Origin of the sequence: Schleiferilactobacillus shenzhenensis LY-73 (genome assembly GCF_000469325.1) — a bacterium.
Taxonomy (GTDB): Bacteria; Bacillota; Bacilli; order Lactobacillales; family Lactobacillaceae; genus Schleiferilactobacillus; species Schleiferilactobacillus shenzhenensis.
The window spans coordinates 102,086-116,762 of record NZ_KI271589.1 but is presented as its reverse complement, the minus strand read 5'-3'; the positions used below and the strand labels follow the sequence as shown (position 1 = coordinate 116,762).

The window sequence follows — 14,677 nt, the reverse complement described above, 5'->3', positions numbered from 1 at the left end:
AGGAGACGATTCAATATGGCGCGTTTAGCAGGTAAAACAGCAATCATTACGGGGTCCGGCAATGGGATGGGGAAGGCCATGGCCTTGCGCTTTGCTCAGGAAGGGGCCCAGGTCCTGGTCAGTGACCGGGACGAAGCCGGTGTTCAAGCCACGGTCGATGCCATCACCGCTGCCGGCGGCAAAGCGGTCGGCGATGTTACCGACGTCAGCGACGAAGCTGCCGTGAAGGCCCTGGTGCACCGAGCTGAGACAGAATTCGGCCACTTGGACATCCTTGTCAATAATGCCGGTATCGTAGACAACTTCAAGACGGTCGTGTCAGCAACGGATGAATCCTGGGACAAAGTACTCAAAATCAACCTCTATGCACCGTTTTGGTCCTGCCGGGAAGCCGTGCCGATCATGGAAGCCCAAGAAAACGGCGGGGTGATCCTGAATATCAGTTCCGTCGGCGGCTTCTTCGGCGGCCGCGGCGGGGCGGCGTATGTCACTTCGAAGCACGCTGTTATTGGCCTGACCCGAAACATTGCGGCCACTTACGGTGTTAAGGGCAAGGTCCGGGCCAATGTCTTAGCCCCTGGTTCTGTCGTCACCAATATTGGGGCGACCATCACGGATCCTGATCCAGTGGGCCAAAAAGCACTGCAAGCGTCCGGCGGCTTTGAGTCACCGCAGGGCTCTGGCGAGGACATGGCCGACGCGGCATTGTACTTGGTGTCGGATGAGGCCAAGTTCGTGAATGGATCGGTGCTGGTGGCTGATGGCGGGTGGACGGCTCTGTAAATTTGGGTAGGAGAGACAGCACTTCTCGAGAGAGGGGTGCTGTTGTTTTTGTTGGGTTTAGTAAAAACGTTTTTACCTCCAACGGGCGGTATCCGGGATATTAACATTGTTTGGGTCACCAATTCCATGACATTAAGTAAAAAAGTTTAGTAAAATACTGATATGTTAGATGGTGATGATACATAGAAAGGAACATGTTTCTATTAAGTAACCGGTTGCATTCAACGGACAGTGATGGTATTCTACAAAGTGTAAAAACGTTTTTAAGGGGGCGTGGGACACGAAGCCGACAATTCGAGATGTGGCGAAAGCTGCGGGAGTATCTATTGCAACCGTATCGAAAGCACTGAATGGTGTCGATGTGGTGAAGCAAGAGACGAAGATGAAAGTCATCGCTGCCGCCAAAGAATTGAACTATGTGCCTAACCTTCTTGGAAAGCAGTTGAAGTCAGGGCAGACGAATATGCTAGGTTTCTTTACAAATAGTGTTTCTGGCCCGTACTTCTACACATTGATTGAGTCCATTGCGCGCACAGCTGACAGTCTCGGGTACGGATTGAACGTATTCGTGACGAAACGCCACGATACCATCCAGAATTATCTGTTCGGCAATGTCGTCGACGGTGTGATTGTGTTTGAAAGCCGAATTACTGAAAATGACGCGAAGATGATCGAACACCATCGAATCCCTGCCGTTTTCCTGGATCGACCGAAGACCGGTGACAAAATCAGCAGTATTACGTTCAATTCGTACAAAGAAGCGTTCGATGCAACAGCGTATCTCATCAGCCTGGGCAGGCGGAAAATTGTTTACCTTGCAGGGTATCCGGACAACTTCGATAGTAACGAACGACAGCGGGGATACGAAGATGCTTTACAGAAGTACGGGATTCCGGTCAACCGCTCCCTTATTCTGCCTGGTTTGTTTGAAGAACCGACATCGTACAGTGAGATGCGTCGGTTCATCAACCTCCACCCAGAAGATGTCGTGGACGGTATTCTGGCTGGTAACGATATTTCCGCAATTGGGGCCATGCGCGCACTTAAAGAGAACGGCATCAATGTTCCTCAAGACGTTAGCGTCATCGGTTTTGATGATGTTGAGATCGCTCGCTATTTCCAACCATCCCTAACAACAACCAGGAATCCAATTGGCAGACAAGGTGTTATTACTGTAAAGCAGTTAGTAAGTATGATTGCAGAAGATGCCAAGGGACAGATGGTTGTCTTGGATGGGCAAATGATTGTGCGAGACTCAACAGCAATCAAACAATAATTTTTCTTCCAAAATAAAAACGTTTTTAGTCAGCACAAAAGAGGGGTGTCCAGAATGAATTCAATTCCTGCGGGGAGAAAACGGAGTGTCAGCAGTCGGATGAAAACATGGTTTGCTGATTTTCGTTCGCAGTGGCAAATGCAATCCATGATGCTGCCGGGTGTCATTTTCATGATCGTATTCAATTTTATTCCCATTTACGGGTTGACTCTTGCGTTCAAAAGTTACTCTGTGACCGACACGATTGCTGGTGCTAAGTGGAATGGGTGGCAGAATTTCCAGACCATTATGAATGACAAGTACTTCTGGCAGGCAGTCTGGAACACGGTGGGCATCAGTGCAATTAAGCTCACCATCGAGTTCTTCTTGCCTATCGCCTTAGCCATCATGATTTACGAGGTCAACTGGTTGCCGTTCAAGAAGATTGTCCAGACAATTACGTATCTGCCTCACTTTCTTTCATGGATCATCCTTGGTGGTATGTTGATTAACTGGATGTCTTCCAACGGCTTGATCAACCAGTTCCTTGGTTTGCTGGGTATCGGGTCTCATGCAAATTATATGCTGGATGCCAATAAGTATTGGAATATTGCCGCCTGGTCGGATGTTTGGAAAGAAGTCGGTTGGGGCACTATTTTGTACCTGGCCACAATGGCCGGTATTGATCCCACATACTATGAAGCAGCCGAGATGGACGGTGCCTCTAAGCTGCGTCAAATTTGGAGTATTACGTTGCCAGGAATCAGCAGTATTATTTCTCTCAACTTGATTCTTTCGGTGTCCGGGCTGTTCGGCTCCAACTTGGATCAAACGTTGGTGTTGATGAATTCCCAGAACCAGCCTCGAGCTGAAGTCATTAATTCATACGTTTACCGAGTAGGGTTGACCCAGGGCGACTTTTCGTACGCAACGGCCGTCGGCTTGGGCGTTTCAGTCATTTCTGTCATTCTCTTGGTGGCTGCCAACATGGTCACCAAGAAGTTAAATGACAACCAATCGGTCCTGTGAGGAGGTGTCTTAAGTGGAATTAAATACAGCGCAAAAGTCGCCATTTGGTGGCAAGCGTAAAACCGGCACCAAGGTGCGAGAGACCAAAGGAACGCGAGTGTTCAATGTCGTGAACATCGTCATCCTTACTCTATTTACCCTGATTATCGTCGTACCGTTGTGGAACATTGTTATTTCGTCCTTTGCTTCTTCGACGGCCCTAAGTAATGGCAACTTTATTTTCTGGCCTCAACAATTATCGCTGGATAATTATCGAGCGGTGTTCCGCGATCCTGGCTTGTGGCGCGCCTTCTTCATTTCAGTGGCGAAAACGGGTGTGGGGGTCATTACCCATACGCTATTCTGCGCCATCGTTGCATATCCGTTGAGTAAGCGCCGCCTGAGAGGGCGGAAGCTGTATTCCACAATGGGAATCATCACGATGTTTTTCTCGGGTGGGATGATTCCAACATACCTGCTGATTAAGTCACTCGGGATGCTGAATACTTTCTGGGTCTATATTATCCCGTCCTTGTTCAGCTACTACGACGTCATTATCCTAATGAACTTCTTCCGGCAAGTGCCGGATTCGCTGGAAGAATCAGCAAAAATTGATGGTGCCAGTGACTTTCGGGTATTCTGGAGCATCATCTTACCATTATCCAAGCCCGCGCTCGCGACGATTGCACTGTTCAATGGTGTCTGGCAGTGGAATGACTTCATGACAACGAAGCTTTACGTCACCAACGAAGGCCTTTATCCGTTACAGATGCGTTTGTATGACATCATCGTGCAAGCCCAAGCCGCAAGTACAACCGGGTTGAAAGCCCAAGTCGCCATCAATACCACATCAAGGGGGGTGCAGCTCGCGACCATCATGATTACGATTCTACCCATCTTGATTCTTTATCCATTCGTTCAACGGTACTTCGTCAGCGGCACAATGCTTGGCGCTGTGAAGGAATAGTCAGTCTATTTTGAAGGAAAAGTTTAAGGGAGATGTTTATTGTGAGTATTACCAAACGGTTGGCGCGCATTGGCGCGATTGCGGCCATGGCAGCTGCAACAATGTTGATCGCCGCGGGGTGCGGCTCATCCAGTTCCAATTCATCCAGCACCAGCGACAAATTGCCCAAAGTGTCCTATAAAGTTTCAAAGAACACGCCGGCTTGGAAAGCGGATAAAAGCAAGAACAACACGTTAACGTGGTATGTCAATGCCGACTGGTGGAATAAGTCCTTTGGCAAGGACATGATCACCAAGCAAATCAAGAAAGACTTGAACGTTAATATCAAGTTTGTCACTGGGGACGATACTAAGCTGAACACGTACTTTGCTTCTGGTAAGTTGCCGGATGTTGTAACAATTCTTGACCCGAACTCTAAAGTTGCACGGACCGCCAGCCAATGGGCGTACCCGTTACAAGATTTAGCGACGAAGTACGATCCCTATTTCTTCAAGGTCGCCCGTCAAGACACCTTAAATTGGTACAAGATGAAAGATGGCAAAACATACGGTTATCCGGACTACTCGAATACTGAGGCCGACTACAAGTCAGGGAAGGTTCCGCCTCGCGACGCCTTTATTGTTCGGAAGGATGTCTTAGCAGCCATCGGCAAGCAAGACTTTACAACACCAGAAGGCTTTGTAAAAGCCATGGCAGCTATCAAAGCCAAATTCCCGAATCTCACGCCCTTCGGTTTCAACGACTTCTCTGGCGCCAATAGTTCGCTGGACAACGTTGTTCAAGATATGCTGGGTGTGCCCATTGTTACCAAAGACAACAAATACTATGCACGGAACATGGACCCGGATTATCTGAAATGGTTGAATGCTTTCCGTGAAGTCCATGCCGCTGGTAATATCAGTGATGATAGCTTTACCGACGATTCCAATGCCTTCAACGAAAAAGTCAACGTCGGTAAATACGCAACGATCATGATGGGCAGCGATGTTAACCACGGCATCAACCTACAAACATTTGCTTCAAAGCATCCGGATGACCAATATGTGGCCGTCGATGGTATCCAGAGCACTGAAGGCCGGAAACCTACGTTGTCTCAAGCAGGGATCTCTGGTTGGATGATTAACTACATTTCTAACAAGACCAAGAACCCGGCAAAGGCAATTCAGGTCTTCGAGTATCTCTTGAGCGATCGTGGGCAGATGCTGGTCAACTACGGCATCAAAGGGAAGACTTATGAAGATGCTGGTAATGGTATGGTCAAGTGGACACCAAGTGCCGCTAAGGTACAACAGGACGATCCAGATAAGTGGCAGAACCAGTACCGGATGGGCGAATTTATTCTGTTTGGCCATGATCGTTACAAGGCCTTGAACAAAGATTCCTATGTTAAGGCCATTTGGCAAATGCAGAAGTGGGGTCAGAAGTACCTGACACCGCAATTCAAGACAGAGAATATCGCACCCGATCCGGGAACCCAGGAAGCACGTGCGTACTCCGCCATTCAAACCAATTGGAGCACGACACTAGTCAGTCTCATTCGAGCAAAGTCCAAGGCAGAGTTTGATGCCAATGTAAAGAAATACAAGGATTTCGAGAAGTCCAACAGCATTGACCAAATCAATCAAACGCGGGACAAGAATATCAAAGCCAACATGAAGAAACTGAATATGAAGTAGGCTGTATACTAGAAGAAGGGCCGAGAACGGTCCTTTTTCTTTCAAGGAGATGAAGATGATGGCTCGCTTTTTTGCACTGGATGGCAAAGCCTATCGTACTTTGCAAAGCATGTACCAGCTGCTGGTACTCAATTTGATGTTTGTGATTGGGTGCTTACCCGTGGTCACGATTGGTGCTTCACTAAGTGCATTGTATGGCATGGCGCTTAAATTGGATGATCCAAGTACAGTGCAAGTGGCGCCGGGTTTCTGGCACGCTTACCGGAAAAATCTGGTGCAGGGAAGCGTGCTGGGATGGCTAGTGATGGGCCTCGTCGCCGGTATGATAGCGTTCTATTGGTGGATTGGGAAGGTGGTCGGGCCGTCTTCTCCGTTGATGGTGGCGGTGATTGCACTATATGCCATCTTGTTTCTGACCGTCATGTATATCTTCCCCCTGGTGGGCCGCTATCAAGAAACCATTGGGCAAGTGTTGCATAACGCAGTCACCTTAGCCATCGGGAATGCATGGGAGTCCGTTGTTATGTTCTTACTGATGATTGCTGTGGTCTTCTATCTTCCCTTTAAGTATCACTGGATAGCCATCATCGTCCTGGTGATGGGTTTCGCCGGCACAGCTTATTTGCAGAGCTGGTTGTTGCAGCGGGTGTTTGCAAAATATGAATAAGGGAATGGGGAAGGCAGCATGAAGTATTACGTAGGATTCGATATGGGCGGTACGACGATCAAATATGGCGTGATCGATGCTGCTGGAAAAATTGTGACGAAGGATGCTGTACCAACAGAAAAAGAGAAAAAGCCATTACTGGTTTCCATGCGTAAAGTGATTACGGCGTATCGTAAGCAATATGATATTGCCGGAGTGGGTGTCTCTATCCCGGGAATCGTTCGACGCGATGGTTTCATGATTACCGCCGGCGCCATTAAATGTCTGAACGGTTTCCCGTTGGCGGACAAATTGAGTACGATGACTGACCTGCCGGTGCACGTCGAGAATGACGCTAATGCTGCAGCCATTGCAGAGCACTGGTTGGGTAATGCCCAAGGTGTGGATGATTATATCTGTGTTGTCTTGGGGACCGGCGTTGGCGGCGGCATCGTTATCAATGGCGACGTGTATCGAGGAGCGCACGGTATGGCAGGAGAGTTTGGGTGGACGATTACCCATGACTTTGATTTGACCAAGGATCTGGAAGATGCATCGCTCAATTGGCATGCCGCTGTGGTTAGCGGCCTAGTGCACCGGTACAATGAGTCTGCCAAACAGGTGTATCCGAAAGATGCGGAAGTGACTGATGCCCGAGAAATCATTCAACTCGCCCGGGATAACGATCCCATCGCGGCACCAGTGCTGAACCAATTCATGGAAGATATTAGCATCATGGTTGTCAACATGTTTGCCAGCTTTGATCCTGAGCTGATTCTTATTGGTGGTGGGATCAGTGCCAATGACGTATTTATGGGCATGCTCATGGATAAGATACGAGAGTTCTTGACCCGGCATAAGAGCTTGAATTACATCAAAGACAAGGCACTGGGTCATGTCAAATCAACAGGATTGCATAATGACGCTGGTTTGATTGGTGCAGTTTATCCTTTGGTTCGTGCTGCCAAGGCTGAAAAGAAACTGGCATAGTTTTTCAACAAAATACAGGACACCAAAGCCCCTCACAGTCGGTTATGCCGAACTTGTGAGGGGCTTTATCGTGGGGGCCTTTCTGCCTTAAGCTTCATGCGGCGTCAGCACATCCACCAAAGTATTGATGGTATTCTGAACGGTTTTGTCCGAAAGGGGCTGGCCGAAGAAGAGGTAACCGAAGAAGACTTCGCCGATGATGCCGGACATGACGGCGCCGATCTCGCGGTTATTCCAATTTACCAGCTGACCGAGGTGCTTGAGGTGAATGAATTGGCGGTCGAACTGGAGCCAGTACGCCACGGGGAACTTCTTCACGAATTGGCGGCGCAGGGATTGGTCGTAGAAGAGCTCAGCAACGAAGATCTTGATGACCTTCTGGTTATTGCGCAGGTAGTCGATGCGGTCGCGGATGATGTTGTCGAGGAATTCCCGGAGCGTAGCGTACTTGGTGGCCAGTTTGTACTTGACCAGCTCGTCCATGGCCCGGGGGAAGAGGGATTCGCGCACCGGGTCGATGATGGCGTGGAGCAAGCCCCGCTTGTTGGTGAAGGTACTGAAGATGTTGCCCTCAGCGACGCCGGCGCGCCGGGCAATCTCCTTGGTGCTGGAGTTGGCGTAGCCGTTCTCGGCGAAGACGTCGATGGCGGCGGCCAGAATGCTCACCTGCTTCGGCGTCATATCGTCGAGCAAGTGGGCGTCGCGGAACAGTTGCAAGTCGTCGTTATTGCCCACCATCCCGGGCCACCTCCTGTCCCGTGGGAATCCAGCCGGCAATGTCGCTGGGAGAAAAGCGGTAATCCAGCGGCTGGCGGTAAGCTGCCTCGTAGGCGGCTTTCTTCTGGGCATAGTCCTGGTCAGCCATGCGGAAGCTGTTGTCTCGGGGCGACAGGGCCGGATCCGGGAAGATGGGCTTCAGGATGTGCAGCCGGTATTGCGTCTCGTTGAACTCGGTGTTGAGGGGATGATGCAGGTCAGCAATCTCAACGAAGCAGGAGACGATGGGGACGTTCAGCTTGGCCGCGTAAAAATAGGCGCCGCGCTTGGGCGGACGGGGCTTGCGGTAGTTGAACCACATTTCTTGCTCCGGGTAGATGAGAACCTTGTGCCCAGCGTCCAACCGTTTCCGCAGCAGTTCCGGGAAGGTGATGCCGGCGTAATGAATATCGATGCTGACAGGAATCGTGTCGGCATAGCGCATCAGGTAGCCCAGCCAGCCGTCCATGAAGAAGTTGGTGGTCTCGCTGGCAATGTACAGTCGGTGCATCCCCATGGCCCGGCGGACCAGCATGTTCTCGATGGGACTGAAGTGGTTGCTGGTGACGATGGCGCCGCCGGGGGTGGCGGCCAGGTTCTCCTGGCCGGTCACCACCATGTTCCGGGTAATGATCCGGGCAGCGGTATTCATGGCGGTCCGGGCAATCAGGTTGTTCACTTTATAAGACACGGTGTGCAGGTTTTGGACGTAGCTATTCAGCAGATCCAGTTCCCGCTGGTTAGAAATGTTTGGGTCGTCGGTCTCCACTTTGCTGTTGAGCTGGTTGGCGGCGACGGCTTTTTCAATGTTTTGAATGACCGGCCCGCGGTCACTCGGGGCGAATAATTGCGCAATCATAGCGCAACACCTCCTGTTTGCGCTTGAACCGTCCTGAAGGTGGGCGATTTCAGCGGAATGTCATGGGCCATATCTTCCATGTGGGCTAGTTTATCCAAGTCGGTTTGCCGGTCCACAGCGGTGTAGGCCTGCAGAGTGGCTTGCAAGGCGGGGTAGATACTGAGATTTTGGGCAGCCTGCCAGAAATAGTCCGCATGGGGCGCATCGGCGTAATGCCACGGCTTTCTGAACAAATTGTAGTGGACGAGATGGGGATTAGCCGCAGCATCGCCGGTGGTCCGCACCTGGGTGTTCCACTGGTGGGGCAGGTAGTGGATGCGGCCGTGGGCCATGGCATTAATGTAGTCCTGATCTGGCGCCAAACTGGCAAAGTGGTACTGGTTGAGCAGGGCTAAGAAATGCTGGCTGAAGTGCTCGGTCCGCAGCTTCTTCAGGTCCATCAGCAGCACGCCGGAATTGACGTACTCTGTGCGGGGTACCCCCACGGCTGCTTCGGCGTAGTGACCCATGGCCGGATCGGTACCCATGAAGTCGTCGGAGGCGGCAGCGAAGAAATTGTTGCCCAGGTCCGTATCAAACAATTCCGCCAAGTCGGTCAAAATAACGACGTCGGCGTCCAGGTACAGGGCCTTATCATATTGCGGAAACATATCCGCGATGAAGAGGCGGAAGTAAATCGTATAGGTAAAATAGTCCCCCCGCAGGGTGTTACTTTGATCGTTGATCTGAGCCTGGAGTTGATCATCCATCGGCAACAGTTCAACGGTCACGTTGGCGGTGCTCAGCGCTTGCAGGGCCGCCTGGTTTTCTGCCAGAAGCCCTTGGTGCAGAATAATGACATCATACTGGCGGGCCGGATCAGCGTGCGCGGCCAGAGAATGAATCGCCACCGTCAAGCAAGGAACGTAGGCGTCATTGATTGAGAAGAAAATAGGTAAAGTAGGCGTCGTCATGAATGAGAACTTCCTTTCAAGGCCGGAGCCAGGGCAGCGTATTGTTGAAGAATATCGTCGTAGGCATGCAGCTGTAAGACGCTGTGCATGGCCTCCGGCTGCCACGGCTTGACCGTTTGGGTATGAAACCAAGGGAATAAATGCAAGGTGGTGCTAAAGTGCTGGAGGACGGTGTCGTCCTTCAGTGTATGCTGTTCATTGTAACGGGTCGGGGCCAGCCGTTTGTTCACGGCCAGTTTATTCAGGGCCGACTGGTCAGGCATGAACATCTTGCGCTGCTGGCAGCGGACCCGGGCTTTGGCGAACAAGCCCGTTTCTTTGATTCGCGGCATATTCAGCAGCAGAACACCAGAGTTCACGTAATCAAAGGGGCGCCAGCCGTGGTGGAAGAACCACTTGCCGTAGTGATCCAGGACGCCGATGAACTCGGCCCCATGGAAGTCTTGGCTGTAGAATGCGGCAGGGTCCCGCCGGCAAAGGACATCCGTATCTAAGTAAAGCAGCCGGTCCGGCATCTGAGGCAGTTCGTCGGCATACAGCCGCAGCATCGAGCCCGGGGTGAAGCGGGTGGCCAGGTTGGCCGTGGGCGGTTCAGCGTTGAAGAGGTCAGTCACGTCGATTTTGACCACTGTGGACGCCGGCGAGCGCTGGCTGACCACCCGGCTCAGATACGCCGCCGTGCTGTCCGGCAGCGGTGCCCAGCGCTGGCCGTCCGCGGCCATGGTGGCTGTCAGAATGTAGATGTGGAGCGGTTCTTGCACGTGCTTCAACAGTGAAAGTACCGAAACTAAGACCCCATCCCCGATATGGGCATCCCCCGAATAGAGAATATTCACGATTGTCCCCCCCGTTTCTTGTATGTCACATACGCATATGTGCTATACTGCGCGGCGCGGGCCGTCATGGCCGCATGGATGCGGTCCAGCAGATCTCCCTGCTGAGCCCGGGGTGACAGGTTGGTGTCGGGGAAGAAAGGACCATCTAAGTAAACAGTGATCCCCGGCCGGCTGCCATGGCGCCGGCGGTGATACGTGGTGGTCATGGCAAAACTCGGGGTGTGCAGGGCGACGGGGTAATGGAAAGCTGCCCGGGTAAATGGCCGGATGTGGGTGTCATAGGGCCACACATGGGCCTCCGGGTACACTGTCACCGGCTGGCCGGCCGTGATGCACTGGGCCACGTCTTGTAAGAACTCTGGCATGGCGTGCAGGTCTGGCGGCACCACCACGGCCCCGCCCATTTGCAGGAACGGACCGAGGATCGGCACCGCCAGGTTGTCCGTGCGGGCAATCGTCTTAGCTGGCACACCATGGGCCAGCAGCATCGGAAAGAACGCATCACTCAGCGGTTGCGTGTGGTTACCATAGAGAAAGTAACCTCGGCCCTGATAGGGCTGCAGCACTTCCGGATTGGCCACCCGAATGCCCAGGTAACCCGCGCAATAGAGGCGAGCGAACATCTTGGCGGCCGTGTAGACGGAGATATTATAATGACGGGCCAGGGCCTTGCTAATGGCCGCCGGGCTGGGTGGTTCCGGCACAGACACCACGTCTTGAGTCTCGGAATCGAAGTCGTATTCACGTTTGGTCATAATGAGCTTCTCCTCCCCTTGTCGATTGAGTGCTCACTCAATCCTTTACCGGTTAGTATACCACCCTTTTTGGGAAGTGGGACTGACGCGGTTTGGCGAATTGACAAGGGCCGCTGAAGTTGAGACAGTTATGGGTAGAAAGGGGCGGCGCACCGTGACACAGCGGAACCGGTACATCGTGAAGATTCAAAAACTCGACGGGCATGGCAAGCACCGGAGCGAATGGTTCACGTTCTCTAACGATTTGCAGCGCGGACTGAAGCAGATGGCGGTGACTGAAGGTCTCGACGCCGCCCTGCAGTTTCTGCAAGGGGCACTGATCGTCTATCCGCTGGGACCCTACATCGAGGGGGTGATTCCCCCAATGGGCCTGGGCCGAATCCTGGTGGTGCAGCGCAAAAAACAGGGTCCCGTCAATCGGCCGCGGGCCCAGTTCCTCATGCCAGAGCGCTGGCACGGAACGGACGCCGCCGATATTCGGGATGCCCTGCGTTATGTGCAGCATGATTATAGTTATTGGACGCGTGCCCAAATTGCAGCGGATTTGGCGGCGTGGCGGGCAAAGTATCACTTACCCAATCGTTTCTGGCACTGGCCGCGCGCGTGGGTGAAACAGCTGTCCCAGTGGCGGGTCAACCGGCTGTGGCGGCAGTTGCACCACCGCAGCCAGACACGTTAATTCTGCGCGTGGTGCCGCTGGCGGGCAAAACGGAGAACGTCGTCGCGATAGCCGTGGGCGGCGTTGATACCCGCCAGCAGGTCGTCATCGTGGGTGAACGTGCGGCCGGTGCGGCGCAGCTTGGTGTACAACTCTAAGTAAGGCAAATCGGCAGCCTTGGCCAGGGCCAGTTCTTTCTCCACGTCATAGGGCACCCGGCGCATATCGACCCGGTTGGCGCCGTTATCCGCGACGTCGAGCAGCGCATATTGGGCCCGGTGATCCGTGGATAAGGCCGCCCGCGGGTCATAGGCCTGGCCCACGGCGCCGGGGTTGATGATCAGCTGGCCCTGGCTGCCGTACCGCATCAGCTGCTGGTGGATGTGGCCGAAGATGGCGATGTCCACTCGGTGGTCGGCGAAGAGGGCGTCGTAATTCTTCTGCGGCTGGTTCGGGTACAGGGTGTGGCCGCCGGCGTGGTCCGGCAGGTTGTGGGTGAGCTGGATAGTCAGTCCGGCAATGTGTTTCGTCACGGCAATCGGCCGCTTTCTCATCGTGGCAATGGTGGCGTCATCCAGATGTTCGGCGAGGTATTCGCTGAGGCGGACAAAGTAGACATCGGAGGGATCGTCGGCCCAGATGTGGCCGTCCAGAGCGGCGAAGAAAGCTTCTTCCCAGTTGCCGTTGATGATCACCTCGGTGCCGACACTGGCCAGCAGGGCGAACAGGTCCTCGGCCCCCGGTCCGGGCATGATCAGATCGCCCAGGAACCAGTAGCGGGTGGCGTGGCGGGCCTGGGCGTCGGCTAAGACCGCCCGCAGCGCCGTCGCGTTCCCGTGCACATCGGCTAACAATGCAATTCGTTCAGACATTCAACATCGCTCCCTCGTGCTTTCAGTATAAGCAGGAAGGGCGGCGCCGGCAATGCTGACCGTTCAGCTCAGTATTTCCTGGGGAATAATTGCGGTTATAATGGAAGCAGTAAGAGAAAGGAAGCTGTCCCCGATGCAAATTACGCCTGTGACGCCGGACTTGGCCGCCAAAAGCCTGCCAGTCATTGCTGATGCCTTTGCCAATGCCGCCCATAGCGACGGGCACGAGGCGGACTTGGTTACTGCGCTGCGCCACAGTTCTGATTATCGCCCAGAATATGACGCGGTGGCCGTGAACGATGAGGAGGCGGTACTGGGGCATGCCATGCTAAGCAAGGCCGCCGTGGTCGCTGATGACGGCCAGCGGTGGCCCGTTTATGTTCTGGCACCAGTAGCTGTGACGCCGGCGGAGCAGAAGAAAGGCTTGGGGACTGCCTTGGTCATGTATTTGGAGACGATGGCCTATGGCGATGGGATCCGCGCTTTGTCCGTATTGGGCGACCCGGCCTATTATGGCCGTTTCGGCTTCGTTCCCGCCCGCCCATTCGGCATCACGGCGCCATACGAGGTGGCCGATGAGAATTTCATGGTGCGCGAACTGCAAGAGGGCGGTTTGACTGGCGTCCACGGGGTTTTACACTACGATCCCGCTTTCGGTTTGACTCCCCAAGCGTGAAGAAAGGTTGCCGGGAAACATGGCATTGCGTCGTACGGTATCGGGCATCATCATGAATGACCGCCACCAGGTCTTACTGGTCCACGGTCCCCATCGCCATGAGTGGGACTTGCCCAGCGCTGACTTTGAGGCGGCAGAAATGCCGGCGATTGCCGTCCGCCGAGCCGTTCAGGCAGCTACGGGACTGACCGTGACCATCGACCGCTTTGTGGGCACGTGGTTCTGTCTTCAGCATGAAACACAGGAAACAGTGTTCGTGGTCACGCCACCGGCTGGTCAAGAAAGCGTGCCGATTAAGCTCACTTCGCGCTGGGTAGACACCACACCAACGGCTTTGGCGGCGGTGCTGCCCGCTATTCGGGTTGAACAAATCACTGCCGTCCTGGCGGGCAAGCAGGGCTTGCACGTCATCAAAGATGAGAGTATCTGGCGCTACCGCCGCCAGCGGATGGCCGAATGGCTGCATCGGCTGTGATCACCAGCTGTATTGCTGGCGGAGAATCCGGTTTCAGCATATAATGCAACCGAGAAGAAGTTTGCGTTATTGGGCATGCTGAGAGGCGGGTGGCAGTGATGGATAAGATCGTTGTACGCGGCAAGCATATCGGCTGGGGCAGCCTCTCACCGGTACTGCTGGTATTAGCCATCTTGATGAACAATACCTTTATTCACGGCGTCACCTGGGGAACGATTGTCCTGCATAGCGAACCAGCAGCCCGCGCCATTGGGCTGCTGGCACTGTCAGGATCGATCATCCTGGCTTGGGTGTTTCCCAAGGACCTGTTTGCCAAGGGTACTCAGATGGTGTTCAAGATCCTCGGCGGTCTTTTGCTGGCGGTGATTTTCTTCATACTCGTCGGTGAAATTCTGCGATTCTAAGGCAATAGGAAAGACGTCCTGTACGACTTCAAGATGAAGCCGAACGGGGCGCCTTTTTCAGTGGGCAAAATGTTGTTTGTGCTGATTAATGCGGACGGTAAAGAACAT

The 14,677-nt window shown here is 53.4% G+C and carries 17 protein-coding genes; 11 read left to right on the top strand and 6 right to left on the bottom strand.

Annotated elements, in window-relative coordinates; genetic code table 11:
- Nucleotides 1-15: 15 nt before the first annotated feature.
- The 7 genes from L248_RS08035 to L248_RS08005 all read left to right on the top strand — a co-directional run bounded on the left by L248_RS08035 (nt 16) and on the right by L248_RS08005 (nt 7,325).
- Nucleotides 16-783: an SDR family NAD(P)-dependent oxidoreductase gene (locus tag L248_RS08035; RefSeq protein WP_022529667.1), complete on the top strand. Its 768-nt coding sequence runs from the start codon at nt 16-18 to the stop codon at nt 781-783.
- A gap of 301 nt (nt 784-1,084) precedes the next feature.
- Nucleotides 1,085-2,059, top strand: coding sequence for a LacI family DNA-binding transcriptional regulator (locus L248_RS08030; protein ID WP_040535633.1), 975 nt, complete (start codon nt 1,085-1,087; stop codon nt 2,057-2,059).
- Nucleotides 2,060-2,158: 99 nt separating this feature from the next.
- On the top strand, nt 2,159-3,067 hold the full coding sequence (locus tag L248_RS08025) for an ABC transporter permease (protein ID WP_245585284.1): 909 nt from the start codon (nt 2,159-2,161) through the stop codon (nt 3,065-3,067).
- Between the two features lie 73 nt (nt 3,068-3,140).
- On the top strand, nt 3,141-4,013 hold the full coding sequence (locus tag L248_RS08020) for a carbohydrate ABC transporter permease (RefSeq protein ID WP_040535685.1): 873 nt from the start codon (nt 3,141-3,143) through the stop codon (nt 4,011-4,013).
- Nucleotides 4,014-4,054: 41 nt separating this feature from the next.
- A complete protein-coding gene (locus tag L248_RS08015; protein ID WP_245585283.1) occupies nt 4,055-5,689 on the top strand; it encodes a type 2 periplasmic-binding domain-containing protein in 1,635 nt (544 codons plus the stop codon).
- Nucleotides 5,690-5,744: 55 nt separating this feature from the next.
- Nucleotides 5,745-6,356, top strand: a complete 612-nt coding sequence (locus L248_RS08010; protein ID WP_196812007.1) for a DUF624 domain-containing protein — start codon at nt 5,745-5,747, stop codon at nt 6,354-6,356.
- Between the two features lie 18 nt (nt 6,357-6,374).
- Complete coding sequence (locus tag L248_RS08005; RefSeq protein WP_022529660.1) at nt 6,375-7,325, top strand: ROK family protein; 951 nt, start codon at nt 6,375-6,377, stop codon at nt 7,323-7,325.
- Between the two features lie 87 nt (nt 7,326-7,412).
- Here L248_RS08005 and L248_RS08000 read toward each other — a convergent pair whose 3' ends face one another.
- Genes L248_RS08000 through L248_RS07980 form a run of 5 tightly spaced genes read right to left on the bottom strand, consistent with a single transcriptional unit; the run spans nt 7,413 to nt 11,484 of the window.
- Complete coding sequence (locus tag L248_RS08000) at nt 7,413-8,063, bottom strand: TetR/AcrR family transcriptional regulator (RefSeq protein WP_040535627.1); 651 nt, start codon at nt 8,061-8,063, stop codon at nt 7,413-7,415.
- A complete protein-coding gene (locus L248_RS07995; RefSeq protein ID WP_022529658.1) occupies nt 8,050-8,940 on the bottom strand; it encodes a lysophospholipid acyltransferase family protein in 891 nt (296 codons plus the stop codon). Before L248_RS07995 ends, L248_RS08000 begins: the two co-directional genes overlap by 14 nt.
- Nucleotides 8,937-9,893 carry a glycosyltransferase family 8 protein gene (locus L248_RS07990; protein ID WP_022529657.1) on the bottom strand — a complete coding sequence of 319 codons (957 nt, stop codon included), beginning with the start codon at nt 9,891-9,893 and terminating at the stop codon, nt 8,937-8,939. Before L248_RS07990 ends, L248_RS07995 begins: the two co-directional genes overlap by 4 nt.
- On the bottom strand, nt 9,890-10,729 hold the full coding sequence (locus L248_RS07985; RefSeq protein WP_022529656.1) for a glycosyltransferase: 840 nt from the start codon (nt 10,727-10,729) through the stop codon (nt 9,890-9,892). The genes L248_RS07990 and L248_RS07985 overlap by 4 nt, the downstream gene beginning before the upstream one ends.
- A complete protein-coding gene (locus tag L248_RS07980; RefSeq protein WP_022529655.1) occupies nt 10,726-11,484 on the bottom strand; it encodes a 1-acyl-sn-glycerol-3-phosphate acyltransferase in 759 nt (252 codons plus the stop codon). The genes L248_RS07985 and L248_RS07980 overlap by 4 nt, the downstream gene beginning before the upstream one ends.
- Before the next feature lie 154 nt (nt 11,485-11,638).
- Between L248_RS07980 and L248_RS07975 the strand changes: the two genes are divergently transcribed.
- On the top strand, nt 11,639-12,163 hold the full coding sequence (locus tag L248_RS07975; RefSeq protein WP_040535624.1) for a DUF7679 family protein: 525 nt from the start codon (nt 11,639-11,641) through the stop codon (nt 12,161-12,163).
- Here the strand turns inward: L248_RS07975 and L248_RS07970 are convergent.
- Complete coding sequence (locus L248_RS07970) at nt 12,160-13,014, bottom strand: metallophosphoesterase family protein (RefSeq protein ID WP_022529653.1); 855 nt, start codon at nt 13,012-13,014, stop codon at nt 12,160-12,162. The genes L248_RS07975 and L248_RS07970 overlap by 4 nt on opposite strands.
- 133 nt (nt 13,015-13,147) lie before the next feature.
- On the opposite strand from L248_RS07970, the gene L248_RS07965 reads away from it, so the two are divergent.
- From L248_RS07965 to L248_RS07955, 3 genes are all read left to right on the top strand, one after another.
- Complete coding sequence (locus L248_RS07965; RefSeq protein WP_040535621.1) at nt 13,148-13,690, top strand: GNAT family N-acetyltransferase; 543 nt, start codon at nt 13,148-13,150, stop codon at nt 13,688-13,690.
- Nucleotides 13,691-13,709: 19 nt separating this feature from the next.
- The gene (locus L248_RS07960; RefSeq protein WP_022529651.1) at nt 13,710-14,165 is read left to right on the top strand and encodes an NUDIX domain-containing protein; all 456 of its coding nucleotides are present in this window, start codon (nt 13,710-13,712) and stop codon (nt 14,163-14,165) included.
- 98 nt (nt 14,166-14,263) lie between these two features.
- Complete coding sequence (locus L248_RS07955; protein ID WP_040535618.1) at nt 14,264-14,569, top strand: hypothetical protein; 306 nt, start codon at nt 14,264-14,266, stop codon at nt 14,567-14,569.
- The last annotated feature ends 108 nt before the right edge of the window (nt 14,570-14,677 follow it).

Bases quoted from the DNA above. Each gene is read 5' to 3' on its own strand.
- L248_RS08035 (WP_022529667.1), top strand. From the start codon at position 16: ATGGCGCGTTTAGCAGGTAAAACAGCAATCATTACGGGGTCCGGCAAT.
- L248_RS08025 (WP_245585284.1), top strand. From the start codon at position 2,159: ATGAAAACATGGTTTGCTGATTTTCGTTCGCAGTGGCAAATGCAATCC.
- L248_RS08010 (WP_196812007.1), top strand. From the start codon at position 5,745: ATGATGGCTCGCTTTTTTGCACTGGATGGCAAAGCCTATCGTACTTTG.
- L248_RS08005 (WP_022529660.1), top strand. From the start codon at position 6,375: ATGAAGTATTACGTAGGATTCGATATGGGCGGTACGACGATCAAATAT.
- L248_RS08000 (WP_040535627.1), bottom strand. From the start codon at position 8,063: ATGGTGGGCAATAACGACGACTTGCAACTGTTCCGCGACGCCCACTTG.
- L248_RS07995 (WP_022529658.1), bottom strand. From the start codon at position 8,940: ATGATTGCGCAATTATTCGCCCCGAGTGACCGCGGGCCGGTCATTCAA.
- L248_RS07990 (WP_022529657.1), bottom strand. From the start codon at position 9,893: ATGACGACGCCTACTTTACCTATTTTCTTCTCAATCAATGACGCCTAC.
- L248_RS07980 (WP_022529655.1), bottom strand. From the start codon at position 11,484: ATGACCAAACGTGAATACGACTTCGATTCCGAGACTCAAGACGTGGTG.
- L248_RS07970 (WP_022529653.1), bottom strand. From the start codon at position 13,014: ATGTCTGAACGAATTGCATTGTTAGCCGATGTGCACGGGAACGCGACG.
- L248_RS07965 (WP_040535621.1), top strand. From the start codon at position 13,148: ATGCAAATTACGCCTGTGACGCCGGACTTGGCCGCCAAAAGCCTGCCA.
- L248_RS07960 (WP_022529651.1), top strand. From the start codon at position 13,710: ATGGCATTGCGTCGTACGGTATCGGGCATCATCATGAATGACCGCCAC.
- L248_RS07955 (WP_040535618.1), top strand. From the start codon at position 14,264: ATGGATAAGATCGTTGTACGCGGCAAGCATATCGGCTGGGGCAGCCTC.